At 67.6% G+C, this 14,822-nt stretch carries 15 protein-coding genes and 2 tRNA genes; 13 read left to right on the top strand and 4 right to left on the bottom strand.

Annotated features, from left to right (window positions below):
- The first annotated feature begins 2 nt into the window (after positions 1-2).
- The gene (locus tag VGV58_RS15275; protein ID WP_326874857.1) at positions 3-1,340 is read left to right on the top strand and encodes a hypothetical protein; all 1,338 of its coding nucleotides are present in this window, start codon (positions 3-5) and stop codon (positions 1,338-1,340) included.
- 44 nt (positions 1,341-1,384) lie between these two features.
- Positions 1,385-2,161, top strand: coding sequence for a DUF1499 domain-containing protein (locus VGV58_RS15280; protein ID WP_326874858.1), 777 nt, complete (start codon positions 1,385-1,387; stop codon positions 2,159-2,161).
- Between the two features lie 4 nt (positions 2,162-2,165).
- Here the strand turns inward: VGV58_RS15280 and VGV58_RS15285 are convergent, their stop codons facing one another.
- Positions 2,166-3,101 carry an MBL fold metallo-hydrolase gene (locus tag VGV58_RS15285; RefSeq protein WP_326874859.1) on the bottom strand — a complete coding sequence of 312 codons (936 nt, stop codon included), beginning with the start codon at positions 3,099-3,101 and terminating at the stop codon, positions 2,166-2,168.
- Between the two features lie 109 nt (positions 3,102-3,210).
- Here VGV58_RS15285 and VGV58_RS15290 point away from each other — a divergent pair, with 109 nt between their 5' ends.
- A complete protein-coding gene (locus tag VGV58_RS15290) occupies positions 3,211-3,828 on the top strand; it encodes a biotin transporter BioY (protein ID WP_326874860.1) in 618 nt (205 codons plus the stop codon).
- 76 nt (positions 3,829-3,904) lie between these two features.
- On the opposite strand, the gene VGV58_RS15295 is transcribed toward VGV58_RS15290, so the two are convergent.
- On the bottom strand, positions 3,905-4,048 hold the full coding sequence (locus tag VGV58_RS15295) for a hypothetical protein (protein WP_158673395.1): 144 nt from the start codon (positions 4,046-4,048) through the stop codon (positions 3,905-3,907).
- Between the two features lie 296 nt (positions 4,049-4,344).
- Between VGV58_RS15295 and VGV58_RS15300 the strand changes: the two genes are divergently transcribed.
- Both VGV58_RS15300 and VGV58_RS15305 read left to right on the top strand, forming a co-directional pair.
- Positions 4,345-4,662: a hypothetical protein gene (locus VGV58_RS15300; RefSeq protein WP_326874861.1), complete on the top strand. Its 318-nt coding sequence runs from the start codon at positions 4,345-4,347 to the stop codon at positions 4,660-4,662.
- Positions 4,655-6,112: a methyl-accepting chemotaxis protein gene (locus tag VGV58_RS15305; protein ID WP_326874862.1), complete on the top strand. Its 1,458-nt coding sequence runs from the start codon at positions 4,655-4,657 to the stop codon at positions 6,110-6,112. Before VGV58_RS15300 ends, VGV58_RS15305 begins: the two co-directional genes overlap by 8 nt.
- 164 nt (positions 6,113-6,276) lie before the next feature.
- Here VGV58_RS15305 and VGV58_RS15310 read toward each other — a convergent pair.
- Positions 6,277-6,353: transfer RNA gene (locus VGV58_RS15310), tRNA-Pro, on the bottom strand.
- A 180-nt stretch (positions 6,354-6,533) separates the two neighbouring features.
- Here VGV58_RS15310 and VGV58_RS15315 point away from each other — a divergent pair.
- Positions 6,534-6,608, top strand: a tRNA-Gln gene (locus tag VGV58_RS15315).
- Between the two features lie 439 nt (positions 6,609-7,047).
- Here VGV58_RS15315 and VGV58_RS15320 read toward each other — a convergent pair.
- Complete coding sequence (locus tag VGV58_RS15320; RefSeq protein ID WP_326874863.1) at positions 7,048-7,935, bottom strand: LysR family transcriptional regulator; 888 nt, start codon at positions 7,933-7,935, stop codon at positions 7,048-7,050.
- A 158-nt stretch (positions 7,936-8,093) separates the two neighbouring features.
- Between VGV58_RS15320 and VGV58_RS15325 the strand changes: the two genes are divergently transcribed.
- The 7 genes from VGV58_RS15325 to VGV58_RS15355 all read left to right on the top strand — a co-directional run bounded on the left by VGV58_RS15325 (position 8,094) and on the right by VGV58_RS15355 (position 14,810).
- On the top strand, positions 8,094-9,251 hold the full coding sequence (locus VGV58_RS15325; RefSeq protein ID WP_326874864.1) for an NAD(P)/FAD-dependent oxidoreductase: 1,158 nt from the start codon (positions 8,094-8,096) through the stop codon (positions 9,249-9,251).
- The gene (locus VGV58_RS15330) at positions 9,248-9,511 is read left to right on the top strand and encodes a 2Fe-2S iron-sulfur cluster-binding protein (RefSeq protein WP_326874865.1); all 264 of its coding nucleotides are present in this window, start codon (positions 9,248-9,250) and stop codon (positions 9,509-9,511) included. Before VGV58_RS15325 ends, VGV58_RS15330 begins: the two co-directional genes overlap by 4 nt.
- Before the next feature lie 7 nt (positions 9,512-9,518).
- On the top strand, positions 9,519-10,805 hold the full coding sequence (locus VGV58_RS15335; protein WP_326874867.1) for an FAD-dependent oxidoreductase: 1,287 nt from the start codon (positions 9,519-9,521) through the stop codon (positions 10,803-10,805).
- Positions 10,806-10,854: 49 nt separating this feature from the next.
- Positions 10,855-12,213 carry an aldehyde dehydrogenase family protein gene (locus VGV58_RS15340; protein WP_326874868.1) on the top strand — a complete coding sequence of 453 codons (1,359 nt, stop codon included), beginning with the start codon at positions 10,855-10,857 and terminating at the stop codon, positions 12,211-12,213.
- Between the two features lie 20 nt (positions 12,214-12,233).
- The gene (gene dapA / locus VGV58_RS15345) at positions 12,234-13,142 is read left to right on the top strand and encodes a 4-hydroxy-tetrahydrodipicolinate synthase (RefSeq protein ID WP_326874869.1); all 909 of its coding nucleotides are present in this window, start codon (positions 12,234-12,236) and stop codon (positions 13,140-13,142) included.
- 127 nt (positions 13,143-13,269) lie between these two features.
- A complete protein-coding gene (locus VGV58_RS15350; RefSeq protein WP_326874870.1) occupies positions 13,270-14,097 on the top strand; it encodes a transporter substrate-binding domain-containing protein in 828 nt (275 codons plus the stop codon).
- A gap of 50 nt (positions 14,098-14,147) precedes the next feature.
- The gene (locus tag VGV58_RS15355; protein ID WP_326874871.1) at positions 14,148-14,810 is read left to right on the top strand and encodes an amino acid ABC transporter permease; all 663 of its coding nucleotides are present in this window, start codon (positions 14,148-14,150) and stop codon (positions 14,808-14,810) included.
- Positions 14,811-14,822 lie beyond the last annotated feature (12 nt).

Here is a 14,822-nt window from a genome sequence, read left to right on the forward strand (position 1 = left end):
CCGTGAGCGGTTTGCTGCGTAGCCTTCTCGTTGTCGGGCTGCTTGTCACTGGAGGCGGCGCCGCGCGCGCCGATGCGCTGTCGACCTGGCTCGACAACGTCGCCGCCTGCTCGGGCAAGCGCGACCTCTCGCTGGCCGTGGTCGGCTTCGATACCGGCCAGCAGGTCTTGTCGCGTACGCAGGCCGACGAGGTCAGGCTGGCGATCGAGAGCCGCCTGCAGAGCGAGGGGCGGGTGAGGCTGGCGGCGAGCGGCGATGTCGTCCGCATCAAGACGCTGCGCGACAGCCTCAACCTGCAGAAGCCGGGCGAGGCCGAGGCGCAGATCCGCCGAGCGTTCGACGGCGATGCCAGCGTGTTCTTCGCCGAGCCGTCGCGGCAGGAGGACAAGGCGAGCTTCCGCCTGCAGGCCATCGCCAAGACGGGCGACTGCAAGGCGACGAGCGCGCCCATCGAGATCGCGATCCGGACCAAGCCGGGCGTGGTCGATGTCGACCAGGTGATGAGCCGGGCGGTCGAGAACCTGGTGCGCGCCGCGCCCGAGCTGAAACGGGTCGACATCTGCCCCTTCGCCGCGGCGAGCGGCTACAGCGCCTGCAGCGCTGCGCTGGGGGAACGGCTGCTGCTGGCACTCGATGCCGAGTCGCGCTCGGACGACCGCGTGCTGCGCTCACGGCCGCTGGAGATCCGCAAGGCCGCGCCCGGGCAATGTGCTGCTTCCAGTGGCGAGGTGACGACGCGTGGCCGCTTCGCCAGGGATCGCGATGGCCAGAGCTGGATGGAGCTCGAATTCCGCCGCGGTGATGCCGTGCTGGCGCCGACCGGACGCAATCGCATTCCGGTCGAGGGGCTGGGCTGCGACCCGGCGGTCAGGCCTTTCCTCGAACATGTCGCCGCCACCGCCGGCTCGGACCGGGCGCGGCTTGCCCTGCTGCCGGCGGCTTCGCCCTTTATGAAAGGGCGGCGGCTCGACGTCCGCATCGAAGGCAAGGCGGGCATGAAACTCTATTGCTGGGTGCTGGATTCGGACGGCACCGCCTCCGTCGTGCTGCCGGTACGGGGCGAGGAGAACAAGAGCGTGTTGCGCGCCGGTGGCCAGTCCTACCCCTATGGTTTCGGGCTGACCGACATCGTGCTCGACGCCGCCTTCGAGAACCTGTTCGCCTGCTTCGGCATGGAGGCGGACTTGCCGGCGGCGCTGCGCCAGCGCTGGCTCAAGGCGGCGCCGAGTGCGAGCGACGATGCGGCGACGCTGTCGCCCGACGAGGTGCTCGACCTGATCGAGAAGCTGCGCGCCGTGCCGGGTGTGGTCGAGGCGACGGCGCCCATCGTCGTGCGCTAGCGCGAGCGCTTGCCTTCCTCCCTCTGCTCCGCCACCTAAGAGAGATGCACCGTCGTCTCGTCTTCGAGGAGCCGATCTCGCGCGCGGCGATCTGGAGCCGGCGGCTGGCGCTGTTCGGGTTGACGGTCGTCGTCCTCGCCGTGCTGATCTTCCGCCTCGGCCAGCCCTCGCTCGAGCGGCTGGCGCCGATCGCCGGCGCTTACGTCTTCGTTCTGCTGGCCTTCCTGCTGGCGCTCGCCGCCTTCGTGCGGATCTGGCAGGAGGGGCATCGTGGCATCGGCATTGCCGTGCAAGCCTTCCTGCTCTGCCTGCTGCTGCTGGCTCCCGTCGCCTATGGCGGCTTCCAGCTGGCGACGCTGCCGTTCCTCGCCGACGTCTCGACCGATATCGACGAGCCGCCGGCCTTCAGCCGCTCGCGCGTGGCTCTGACGGCGCGCGAAGGGCGGGTGCCACCCGATGTCCCGGCCGAGCGCCGCAAGGCGCAGCGCCAGGGCTATCCGAAGGCGGTGCCGATCGTGCTCGAACTGCCGGCCGAGGTAGCCTACGACATCGCCCGCAAGGCCTGCGTCACCCTTGGCTGGCAGGTGCTCGAAGGGGCGGCTCCGGGCGGGCGCAGCGGGGCAGGGCGCCTCGATGCGGTGGCGCGCTCGCGCGTGCTGCGTCTCGTCGACGACATCACCATCCGCATCCGGCCACGTGCCGACGGCAGCCGCATCGACATCCGCTCGGCCTCGCGGCTGGGCGGCTTCGATTTCGGTGCCAACGCCAGGCGTATCGCGGCGTTCGAGGAAGAGGTGAAGCTCCTGGTGGAGCTTCGGTAAGCGCTCACGCCAGCCGGTAGCGGCTCGCCAGCAGCGGCGCTCCGTCATCACAGAGCACGACGCCGCGCTCGACCAGATCCTCAAGCTGCGCCAGCACCGAGAGCGAGGCGGCGCCGAGCAGGCGGGGCGGGAGTTCCTGATAGATCGGCGGCACCATCTCGGCGATCGTCTCGTCGCCGGCCTGCAGGCGGCTGAGGATCGCCGCCTCGCGCAGGCGCCGATGCTGCACCAGCCCGCGCAGGAAGCGCTGCGGCTCGCGCACCGGGCCGCCATGCCCAGGCCAGTAAAGCCGGTCCTCGCGGCCGCGCAGCTTCTCGATCGAGGCCATGTAGGCGACCATCGAGCCGTCGGGCGGGGCGACGATCGTGGTCGACCAGGCCATGACATGATCGCCCGAGAACAGCGTGGTCTCCTCGGGCAGGGCGAAGGCGAGATGATTGGCGGTGTGGCCGGGCGTTTCCAGCGCCTGCAGCGTCCAGCCTGGACCGGAGACCGCGTCGCCCTCGGCCATGACGAGATCGGGTGCATAGTCCCGGTCGGCGGAGGCGTCGAGCGGGTTGATCTCGCCCAGCACCAGCTCGCGCGCCGGCCGATGCAGGCCGCAGCCGACGATGCGTGCGCCGGTCGCCGCTTTCAGGGCGCGTGCGGCCGGAGAATGGTCGCGATGGGTGTGGGTGATGACGATGTCGGTGACGGTCTCGCCGGCGATCGCGGCGAGCAGACGCTCGACATGGCCGGGATCGTCCGGGCCGGGGTCGATGATCGCGATGCGGCCACGGCCGACGATATAGCTGCAGGTGCCGGTGAAGGTCATCGGCCCGCCATTGCCGGCGATCAGGCGGCGCACCAGCGGCGAGAGTTGCACCAGTTCGCCGGAGGCAGCGCCGGGGTCGCGGTCGAAGTCGAGCGGCTCGTCGGTCTCTGGAGTGGGGCTGGTCATCTGCACATCCGGAAGCGGGCATGATCACCGGCTTGTCGGCCGGCGGGCCATTTCCTATAGACGAACGAGCCGGGCGTCGACGGCGCTCGAAGAAGAAGGACAAGATCCGATGGCCGAGACGCTGCCACTGCCTGCCACCTCCATGGTCAACGCGGCCCTGCCGGCCCCGCGCAGCCAGGTCCTGCGCAATGTCGCGCTCGCCGTCGTCGGCAGCCTGCTGATCATCGCCGCCGCCAAGGTCAAGGTGCCGTTCTGGCCGGTGCCGATGACGCTGCAGACGTTGGCCGTGCTCGGTCTCGGTGCCGCCTATGGCGCTCGCCTCGGCGCCGCGACCGTCGCGCTCTACATCGCCTATGGCCTGTTCGGCCTGCCGGTCTTCACCAACACCCCGCCGGTCGCCGTCGGCCCGCTCTATCTGCTCGGACCGACCGGCGGCTTCCTGATCGGCTTCGTCGCCGCCGCCGCGATCGCCGGCTGGGCCGGTTCGCGCGGTGCTTCGTTCCTGCGCCTTGCCGGCGGCGTGGTGCTGGCCGAAATCGTACTGATGGCACTGGGCTTCGGCTGGCTGGCGCTCGGCGCGCAGATGGCGAGCGGGGCGACCGGCATCGGCTTCGCCAAGGCCTGGGCTGCCGGCGTGCAGCCTTTCCTGCTCGGCGATCTGATCAAGGCGGCCCTGGCCGCGAGCCTGGTCGGCGCCGGCTGGTCGGTGCTGAAGCGCCGCGGCTGAGCCGAACGGCACCATAGAATCAGAAAGCCGGGGCTCTGCCCCGGCTTTTTTGTTGCCTGCGCCATCTCTTGGGAGGTCAGCCCGCCGGCTTCTGGCCGGTGCAGACCTTCTTCACCGGCTGCAGGAACATGTCGAGCTCCATCATGTTGCCGCAGCGGTCGCAGCCGGCGAGCAGCGTCGTGAGGCCGAGTACGGCAATGAGGCGGAAGGCGGATTTCATGCGAGCGCGGCTCCAGATTGCGGCGCGAGCATAGCGAAGCGGCCCGCTGCGCGCCACTGCACGGCTCCCGTGGAATAGCGCGTGACATCCTGACCGGGCGACAGGGATTTCTTGGCTTCTACCCAGACTTGCATGCGAGACGCTGCGGCGAGGTCGCTTGTTCGTGCGCATCCAGATCTGGCAAGAAAGTGAACACCTGTTCACAGTAATCGATGTTGTTTACCGATTGTAAAGCCCAGCAGCCGCACTCTTTTGGATGATTTCTCAACTGCGGATCGGTTGCCGGGGGGCACGCGATGCGTGAAATCGGCTTCGGCCTGATATTCAGCCTAGCCATGGCTTTGGCCGCTTTCCTCGTTGCGGCCTGGCCGGTTCCGGGGCAGCCGATCGCGGCCTTTTTTCCCAACGGTACCTCCCAGCCGGAGATGGCGCGCGCCGTCGCCGAGGCGGGCGGCAGCATCCTCCAGCTCGACGCCGGGGCCGCAATCGCGTTCAGCGTCGGCGACGGCCGCGACTATGCCGCCTCCCTCTATCGGGCCGGCGCCTGGCTCGTCATCGACGGTTCACTGGCTCAATCCTGCATCCGCCAGGCGAGGAGCCTTGCAAATGGGTGAAGTCGAGCGGCTCCGGACGCGATTTGCCAGGGTGCTGATCGCGATCCTGTGGGCCAATGTCGTCCTGCTCCTGGTCGGAACTCCGTCTGGCGGGCCGGCGCAGTCGAACCTCACCGCGACGGGCGTGGCATTGGCGATCCTGGGAACCCTCGCCTGGCGGATCGACCGGATCGGCTGGATCACGCGCCAGGTCTCCAGCGTGGTGCTGGTCGGCCAGGTCATGCTGCTGGTCTACGCCTTTGGCGGGCACCCCTATCAAGCCGACCTGCACATGTATTTCTTCGCGATGTTGGCGGTGCTGGTCGGCTGGCTGGACTGGCGCATCTTCGTGCCGGCGACGCTCGCCATTACCGCTCACCACCTCGTCCTGAGCGCCGTCAATTCGCTGGGCGTGTTCCCCGGCGGCGGCGATCTGCGCCGCGCTTTGCTGCACGGCGCGATCGTGGCAGTCCAGGCGATAGCCCTGAGCTGGATCGTCTGGTCGCTGCGGCAGGCGGTGGAGGCATCCGAGCGGGAGCGGAGCGAGGCGCTGGCGGCGCGTTCCATCGCCGATGAGGCGCGCCGGGACGTTGCCGAGACGACGGCGCGGGCGGCGCATGAGCGGCGGCGCATCCTGCATGACCTCGCCAACGAGTTCGAGCGCAAGATCGCCGGCATCGCGCGGGCGGTGATCGCCTCGATCGCCTCGCTCAGAGCCGCATCCGTGCAGATGCGGACCGGCGCGGAGGAGGTGTCCCAGCGTTCCGTCGCCGCATCGCAGGCATCGCGCTCTTCGTCCTCGAACGTCGTCGCCATCACCGAGGCGACCTCGGAGCTCGCAAGCTCCTTCATCGAGGTCGACCGCCAGGTGAATGAAGCGGCCCGGCTCGTCGGCGACACCACGCAGCAGGCGCTGACCGTGCTCGACCGGGTCGGCGATCTCTCGCGCAAGGTGCACGAGATCGGCAACGTCACCCATGTGATCTCGACCATCGCGCGCCACACCAACCTGCTGGCGCTGAACGCCTCGATCGAGGCCGCCAGGATCGGCAATATGGGCGGCGGTTTCGCCGTGGTCGCGCACGAGATCAAGGGCCTGGCCGACGAGACCTGGCGGGCGACCGAGCAGATCCAGAGCCAGATCGACGCGATCGGCCTTTCTGGCGCCGATGCGATCAGCGCGATCGACGCGATGACGGCGACGATCGACACGCTCAACCAGATTTCGATCGCGGTGGCGGCGGTGGTGGAGAAGCAGAACGTGGCGACGGCGGGGATCGCCGAGAATGTCCGGCGCGCTGCCGACGAGACGGTCACGGCCGGCGGGCATATCGACATCGTCAGCCGCGTCGCCGAGGAGACCGGCGAGGCGGCGAATCATGTGGCGGATTCGGCCGATGTGCTGTCGCTCCAGTCGGCCGATCTCGACAGCGAAGTCGCCGATTTCCTCGGCCGGATCCGGGCCGCTTGAGGCGCCGCTTTCGGCTGGGGCGCGGCGGCATCGGAGCGGGACGGGCAGTCCTCCGGAGCGTCGGAACCCGGCCACGCTTTTCAAAGCTGCGGTGGTCCTGTCCGGAAACGGAAAAAGCCCCGAAGGGCTGTTTTCGCAAAATCTTGAATTATCTCGGGAAATTTTGGTCGGAGTGGCAGGATTTGAACCTGCGACCCCCTCGTCCCGAACGAGGTGCTCTACCAGGCTGAGCCACACTCCGATCAACTGGTGGCCGGCTTATAGCCAGCCGCTCGCCGCAGCGCAACAGCCAAGGAGATGGGTTGGACGATCTTTTTCCGCAAAGGCCCTGAGTGCGCGCGGCGCTGCGCAGATGCCGACCCGGGGACCGGCGATCCGCTGTTGCACGCCGCGGCGGCGCGCTCTAGAAGGCAGCGCAGATTGGGGCGTCGCCAAGCGGTAAGGCAGCGGTTTTTGGTACCGCCATTCCCAGGTTCGAATCCTGGCGCCCCAGCCATTTTCTCATAAAACGCTGATTTTCAAGCGGTTTTTCTGCCTCTACCGGCTCGGCAATGCGATTTGCCCACCCGGTTGCATCGCCAGTACAGATATGAGGTTCTAACACACTGGGCGAGTTTAGCTTTTCGCGGTCGTTTTCCAGAACCGTTCCAACTCGATTGTGGAAGCGCTTCAACCCCAGTCTACGCCCGGTAGAGGAGGCGGCCGATGGCCCAGGGCGGACACCCGGCATGTCCGCTTCCTAGCCGTTCAATTTGGTTACAGGCAGCGCGGGCGGTCTCTGATCTGATTTCCAAACCAACTTATGCGGTCGAACATCCATATCGCGCATCCGACGGAAGCAAGTTGCTCCCGAGTCGCTTTCCGATCGTCGAAAATCGGGCTCGCGGTTCGAGGAGACAGATCGTCTTGCGTCGGCGCCCGGGCCGATGCGGCATTTATCCCATCGCGGAAGTGAAACCCACACAAAGTCGCCTTAGTGCGACGACGTAGGGGTTGCGCGCCAAAAAGCTGGCTTCGCCGAAGTAGATCGGAATTTCGGGTAATTCCGGCAAGCCGATCACAGTAACCGTGTTTTCGGTACTATCCATGCACCAAGCGGGGATGATCGCGTAGCCGAGCCCGGTCTCGACGCAGCGCTTCACGCTCGAACTGCCGGAGGTCGAGATCGCAATCTCCATCTCCGATCCGTCCGGGCGCAGATAGTCGATGGCGAGGTTGCGCAGCAGCTGGCCGGGCTCATAGGTCACGAAGGGGCGGCCCTTTGCCCATTCCCGGATCGCGCCCGGTGCCGGCGCCGCTCCCCAGGCGGTCGGGAAGACCAGCGCCGGCCGATAGGTGCAGACCAGATGCTGCGGCACGTTTGGGTCGCCGAAATAGCGCTCGGTGATGCACAGGTCGAGGCTGCCATCCTTGATCATCTCCGGCAGAGCGGTGTCGCGCTCATAGGCGAGGATCTCGACCTGCGGGAAGAGCTCGCGGAACCGGGCCAGGATCGGCGGCAGCAGATAATAGAAGATCGCCTGCGGCAGGCCGATGCGCAGCACCGGCCGCTCCTTGTCGAGCGTGCGGTCGAGCCTTGCCAGCACCGTGTCAAGCTCCGGCAGCAGCAGCTTGTAGAGGCTGCGCCCACGCGGTGTCAGCGTCACCGTCTTGGCGCCCTGCTCGGACAGGACGAGGCGCTCCTCCAGCACCTGCTCGAGTCGGCGGACATGGTTCGCGGCCGACTGGTAGCTCATCCCCAGCTTGCGTGCCGCGGCCGAATAGGAGCCGTCGCGCGCGACGATGAAGAAGGTCTGTATCAGCGTCAGATTGGCTTCGCGCATGGTTCGTTCCGCGGCGGGGAGCCCCACTCTTATCCATAGGCGGCCCGTTTCCGCCACTTGCAAACAATGGTGCAAGTCGGGGTGGATCATTTGGATCGACCCGAAAGGCCAAGCGAACGAGGTTCGCGCATCGCTTTTCAGGACGCCCGTCGCCTCGCATGGCTCGCTCTCCTTCCCTCCATGTCGCTGTGATCGGCGCCGGAATCGTCGGCGCCGCCGCCGCGCATTTCCTGGCGGCCGCCGGGGCGCGGGTGACGCTACTCGACGCTTCCGGTCCGGCCGCCGGAGCGACTGGGGCTTCGGATGGCGCAGTCTCGGTCGCGAGCAAGAAGCCCGGGCCGATGATGGATCTCGCCCGCCACGCCCGCGCCTTCTATGGAAGCTGCGAGGCCGATGGATTGCTGCGCGGCTTGTTCCATCGCCGTTCGACCTTTCTGGTCGCCCGCACGCCGCTCGAAGCTAAGCTCGTCGCCGAGCACGGCGTCGATCTCGCCGCAGCTGGCGAGCGCGTGCTCGATGTCGACCGGCCGACGCTGCTCAACCGCATTCCCGGCCTTGGCGACGGTGTCTGTTTCGCCCTCGAAATCCCCGATGACGGGCATGCACTCGGCTACGAGATCACCCAGCGCCTGCTGCAGAGGAGCAGCGTCACGGTTCGGCGCAACACACACGTCTCCGAGATCGTCATGCGGGCCGGACAGGCCGTCGGCGTCGCGGTCAGGGGCGAAATGCTGGCGGCCGATGCCGTGCTGGTCGCGGCCGGAATTGGCTCAGTCGGCCTGCTCGGGCTCGGCGACATCCTGATCCCGCGCAAGGGCCAGATGGTGGTGACCGACCGCGCCGCCGCCGGTCGGCCGGCGATCGACGGGCATCTGATGGCGGCCTCTTATCTTGCCGCCAAGCGCGGCATCGTCCGTGACAACGCCCATATCGGTCTCGTCATCGATCCCCTGGTCACCGGCCAGTTCCTGATCGGCGGCAGCCGCGAGGACCATCGCTCCGACCAGACGACCGACGCCGTGACGATTTCGGCGATCTTGCGCGATGCGCTCGATCTCTACCCGCCGCTCCGCGAGCGCCGCGTGCTGCGAACCTTCGCCGGCGTCCGCACCGCATCGCGCGACGGCCTGCCTATCATCGGCCCGCACCCGCATTTCGGCGGCGTCACGGTCGCCACCGGCTTCGAGGGCGACGGCATCTGCCTTGGCCCGTTCATGGGCGCTTGCGCTGCCCGGATGATCCTCGGCGAGGCCCCGGGCGTCGATCTTTCCCTGCTCGCGCCGCAGCGCTTCGCCGCCGTCGAGGCCCTGGCATGAATCCCTGCTTCTATTGGATCGACCGCCCGGTTTTCTTCCGGCCGGGCGAGACCATCGCCGCCGCATTGCTGCGCGCCGGTATCGCCGATCTCGGCGCCGAGGGCAGCACCGTGCGCGGACGCGTCTTCTGCGGGATCGGCGCCTGCCAGGCCTGCGTCGTCGCGGTCGCGGGTGAGGGCGCTGTCGAGGCCTGTCTGACTCCGGCGCGCCCGGGAATGCGCCTCGCTCCGCCGCCCAGCCTCGGACAGCGCCATGAGTGAGCAGGCCATGACTGAGTTGCCGGTTCTTGTCGTCGGAGGCGGGCCTGCGGGGGTCGCTGCGGCCGTGACCCTGGCGGAAGCCAGTCTGCGGGTCCTGCTGATCGAGCAGCGCGACCGGCTTGGCGGCGCCATCCATCGTCAGCCGGCACCCGGTGCGCCACAGATCTGGAGAGGTCCGGCTCGGCATCGGCGCAACTGGACCGAGCTGACGTCCCGCTTGGAACGGGTCGCGGCACGGATCGAGCTGCGGACATCCAGCGTTTTCCTCGGCGTCGATGGCGCAGGGCGGTTCCTCTTCGAGGATTGCCGGGTCAGTCAGGTCTTTGCGCGCCGTGTCCGGGCAGCGATCGTCGCGGTGGGCGCGATCGAGAGGATCCGCCCGTTCGAAGGCTGGGAACTGCCGGGCGTGATGAGCGCTGGTGGCGCCCAGATCCTGCTCAAGGAGACGGGCCGGCCGCCCGAAGGCCCGATCGTCGTTGCTGGCAGCGGGCCGCTGCTGCTTGCCGTCGCGGCGCAGCTAGCCCGCGCCGGCAATCCGCCGCTGGCGGTTCTGGAGCGCGGAAATCCCTGGCGCCGGCCGAAGGCCCTGGCCAGCCTGATGACGGCTGGGCCGCAGCTCGCCGAGGCGGCTGCCTATGGAACGGTGCTCGCCTTGAAACGCGTGCCTTATCGCATTGAAAGCGAGGTGCTCGGCGTCACCGAGACAGGGCAGGGGCTGACGATCCGCGTCCGGCTCGGCAAGGTCGAACGCCTGCTGCAGGCCCGCCACCTGCTGGTCCATGACGGGCTCGAACCGAACCGCATCGGCATCCCCTTGCCGGCTCCGGAGGCGGACGTCCCGGTCTTCCTCGCCGGGGACGGTCGCGAGATTCACGGCGCCGATGCGGCTATGCTCGATGGCCAGCGCGCTGCCGCCGCAGTGCTTGCGAGCTTAGGGCGCACGGCACCCGTTGCAGCGCTGGAAACAGCGCTCGGCAAGGCGCGCGCTTTCCAGCGCGATCTTGCCGAAGCGCTGCGCAGTCCGCCCACGCTCCCGTCGCCCGAAACCATGATCTGCCGCTGCGAGGGGCGTCGCTATGCCGATTTCACGGCGCTGCCGGCCGACGCCTCAGCCCGGGAAATCCGGCTGATGGGTCGCTTCGGGCTGGGTGCCTGCCAAGCGCGCTTCTGCGGCCCGATGCTGGCGGAACTGCGGGGCGAGCCACTGTCCTCGGCTTCGCCGCCGCGCTGGCCGCTGCGGCCGGTTTCTCTCGCCGCGCTCGCCAATTTCTCGATGGATCAAACGGAGACCTAGAGCCGTGAATGGCACTCTCGCAAAATCGTTCAGAAATCGCGCCCGGCCGATGATCGACGTCTTCAACCCCTTTTCCAGTGCGAGCGTCGGCAAGGTCGAGGCCGCCGATGAGGTCGCGGTCGCCGATGCGCTGCGTGCGGCCCGCAAGGCCTGGCGCGCCTTCCGCTTCAGCACGCCGGCCGAGCGCAAGGGCCTGCTTCACCGCCTCGCCGAGCTGCTCGCCGAGGATGCCGAAGGGATGGCGCTGATCATCTGCGCCGAGGTCGGCAAGACCATTGCGGAAGCGCGCAACGAGGTCCGCCGCGCCCAGAACACGCTGCGCCTCAGCGGCGATGCGATCACCGTGCTGCATGGCGAGGTGCTGCCGACGGCGATCGTGGCGGGCACCCCGAGCAAGCTTGCCGCGATCACCTATGAACCGGCCGGCGTCGTCGGCGCGATCACGCCCTTCAACTACCCGCTCAACCTGCTCTGCCACAAGCTCGGCCCCGCCATCGCTGCCGGCAATGCCGTTGTCGCCAAGCCGTCGCCGAAGGCTCCGCTCGCAGCCAATCGCCTCGGCGAGCTCGCGGCCGAGGCGGGCTTCCCGGAGGGGTTGTTCAGCGTGGTTCATGGCGGGGCCGAGGTCGCCGCCATGATCGCCAGCGGCGATATCGACCTGCTGAGCTTTACCGGCGGGCCTGGCGCGGGCCTCGCGCTTAAGAACGCCTCCGGCCTCGTGCGCTGCCTGATGGAGCTCGGTGGCAACGACCCTCTGATCGTGATGCCGGATGCCGATCTCGACCGTGCCGCGCAGACCGCGATAGCGCATCGCTTCGAGATCGCCGGCCAGAGCTGCGCCGCGGTGAAGCGCCTCTATCTGCATGAGGAGATCCGGGGCACGATGATCGAGCGCATTGCGGCGCGGATCGGGGATGTCCGCACCGGCGATCCCGCCGACGAGGCGACCGTGATGGGTACGCTCATCGACGAGCCCGCGGCGGCGGAGGTCGAGCGGCGGGTCAAGCTCGCCGTTGCGCAGGGCGCCAAGCTGGTCGCAGGTGGTCGTCGCCGGGGAACGGTGTTTGCGCCGACCCTGCTCGACGATGTCCCGGCGGAAGCCGAGCTCGTTCGCAGCGAGACCTTCGGCCCGGTGCTGGCGGTGCGGCGGTTCAGCGATCCCGACCAGGTGATCGGCGAGGTCAGCGACAGCCCCTACGGGCTGCAGGCCGGCGTCTTCACCAACGATCATGCGCTGGTGAAGCGCTTCTCGCGCGAGCTGCGGGTCGGCGGCGTGATGATCAATGAAGGCCCGGATTTCCGCGCCGAGAACGTCCCCTTCGGCGGCATCAAGTCCAGTGGGCTCGGCCGCGAAGGCATCCACATGACCTTGCGCGAAATGAGCGAGACCAAGGTCGTCATCGACTGATTGAGAGGGAAGAGAAAGCCATGATCGATTCAGAGCTGCGCCGGCGCCTCTCCGGCGTCTTCACCGCCCTCGTCACCCCGTTCCGCGACGGCGCGGTCGACGTGCCCGCCCTCGAGCGCCTGATCGCAGTCCAGCTTGCTGCGGGTGTCGTCGGCCTGGTGCCGGTCGGGACCACAGGCGAGGCCGCTACCCTGTCCGATGAGGAGGCCGACGAGGTCATCCGCATCACGGTCGTCGCCGCCAAGGGCCGCGCCTTCGTCATGGCCGGCACCGGCTCGAACGCGACCGCTCTTGCCGTCGCCAAGGCGAAGCGCGCGGAGGCGCTCGGAGCCAACGGCATCCTCGTCGTCACGCCCTATTACAACAAGCCTTCGCAGGATGGGCTGTTCGCGCATTTCGCGGCCGTTGCGGAAGCCGTGACCATCCCGATCATGCTCTACAGCGTGCCCGGGCGGACCGGCGTCGAGATCGCTCCGGCGACGGCGGCGCGGCTGGCCAAGGCCTATCCCAATATCGTCGGGATCAAGGAGGCCGGCGGCAGGACCGAGCGGATCACCGAGCTGCGGCGGGCGCTCGGCGAGGATTTCGTCATCCATTCCGGCGATGACGGGCTGACCCTGCCATTCCTCGCGGTCGGCGCCGATGGCGTCACCAGCGTCGCCTCGAACCTGCTGCCGCGGGAGATCGTGGCTCTGTGCGCCGCCTGGGGCAAGGGCGAGACGCGCGAGGCGCGCCGTCTCCATCAGGCTCTGTTCGATGTCACCGGCCACCTTTTCATCGAGAGCAACCCGGTGCCGGTCAAGACGGCCCTGGCGCACAGCGGCGCGATTTCGGCCGAGGTGCGCGCTCCGCTCGCGCCGCTCCGGCCTGAGAACCTGAAAGCGCTCGAAGCCAGCCTGGCGGCCTTCGAAAGCGCCCGGAACATATAAGAAAACCGGTAGGCGAGCGGCCTACTCTCGCATTGTTTGCGGAGGTGCCTTCCTTAGGCTCCTCCGATAACCCGGCAAGCCGGGGGCAAGACCGAAGATCATCGGCAAGGGAACGGAGGCAATTATCGTGAAGAAGATCATCAGTGCCATTTTTGCGGCCGGCCTGGGGCTGGCGGCATTCCAGTCGCCGGTTCAGGCGCAGGACAGCATCGAAGCCGTGCGTTCGCGCGGCGTGCTCCGCATTCCCGGCATCATCAACGAGGACCCGTATTTCAACAAGGATCCGCGCACCGGCGAATGGCGCGGCTTCGCCATCGAGATGGCGCGCGACATCGCCAAGACGCTCGGCGTCAAGCTGGAAGTGGTGGAGTCGAGCTGGCCGAACTCGATCCTCGACGTGCAGAGCGGCAAGGTCGACCTTGCGCTCGGCGTAACCGCGACGCCGCAGCGCGCCATGTCGGTGGCCTTCTCGGCGCCGACCTATTTCAACAGCTTCGTCATCGTCTCACCGAAGCCGGAGCTGTCCAAGCTGAGCTGGGCCGAGCTCAACGACCCCAAATATACCTTCGCGGTCGATCTCGGCTCCTCGCAGGACCTGATCGCCCAGCAATATCTGCCCAAGGCCAAGATGCTGCGCTTCAAGACGCGCGACGAGGCGATCGTCGCCGTCGTCAGCGGCAAGGCGGATGGCCTCGTCAACACCATGCTCAACGGGCTGGTGATGACCAAGAAGGCCAACGGTATCGGCAAGGTGATGGTGCCGAGCCCGGTTCTCTCGACGCCTTCGGTCGTCGCGCTGAACTGGAAGGGTGACGAGAAGTGGCGCTCCTTCATCTCGGCCTGGGCCGAGTACAACCGCCGCATCGGCAACAACCAAACCTGGATCGTCAACAGCCTGGCGCCGTTCGGCATCACGCTCGACGACATGCCGGAAGGTTTTGGCTTCGGCGGTTGAAGCATAGGGCGGCCCGAAAAGGGCCGCCCTCCAAGGAAGGCTAGCAAGACATGTATACTTGGAGCTTCGCCCCGATCATCCAGGCCAGCGATCTCTTCCTGTGGGGGGCGTGGATCACCGTCCTCTACACGGTGGGCTCGATCGCGATCGGCCTGGTCCTCGGCCTCGCCGTCTGCTTCGCCAGGCTCTCGGGCATCGGGCCGCTGAACTGGTTCGCGCAGGGCTTCCAGGAGCTGTTTCGCTGCACGCCCCTGCTGGTCCAACTGCTCTGGATCTATTACGCGCTGCCGCTGCTGCTCGGCTTCGACATGCCCAACTGGGCGGCGGCGCTGCTGACGCTCTCTCTCTACGCGGCGGCGTTCTATGCCGAGGTCTTCCGCGGCGGCATCGTTTCGATCGACAAGGGCCAGTTCGAGGCCGGCGCGGCGATCGGCATGTCCGGCTGGCAGGTGATGCGACGCATCATATTGCCCCAGGCCATCCGCCGGATGATGCCGGCTTTCATCAACCAGTCGGTCACCCAGTTCAAGAACACCTCGCTGGTCTCGGTGATCTCGGTCGCGGACCTGACCTACATGGCTAGCATCGTGAACGGCCAGACCTATCGGCCGCTCGAATCTTACACGGTCGTCGCAGTGCTCTACTTCGTCATTCTCTTCCCGATGATGAAGTTCGCCGACTACATCGAATACCGCATGCGCCGCGGCAACTGAGCGAGAGCGCCC

This window comes from Allobosea sp. (assembly GCF_035944895.1).
Taxonomy (GTDB): Bacteria; Pseudomonadota; Alphaproteobacteria; order Rhizobiales; family Beijerinckiaceae; genus Allobosea.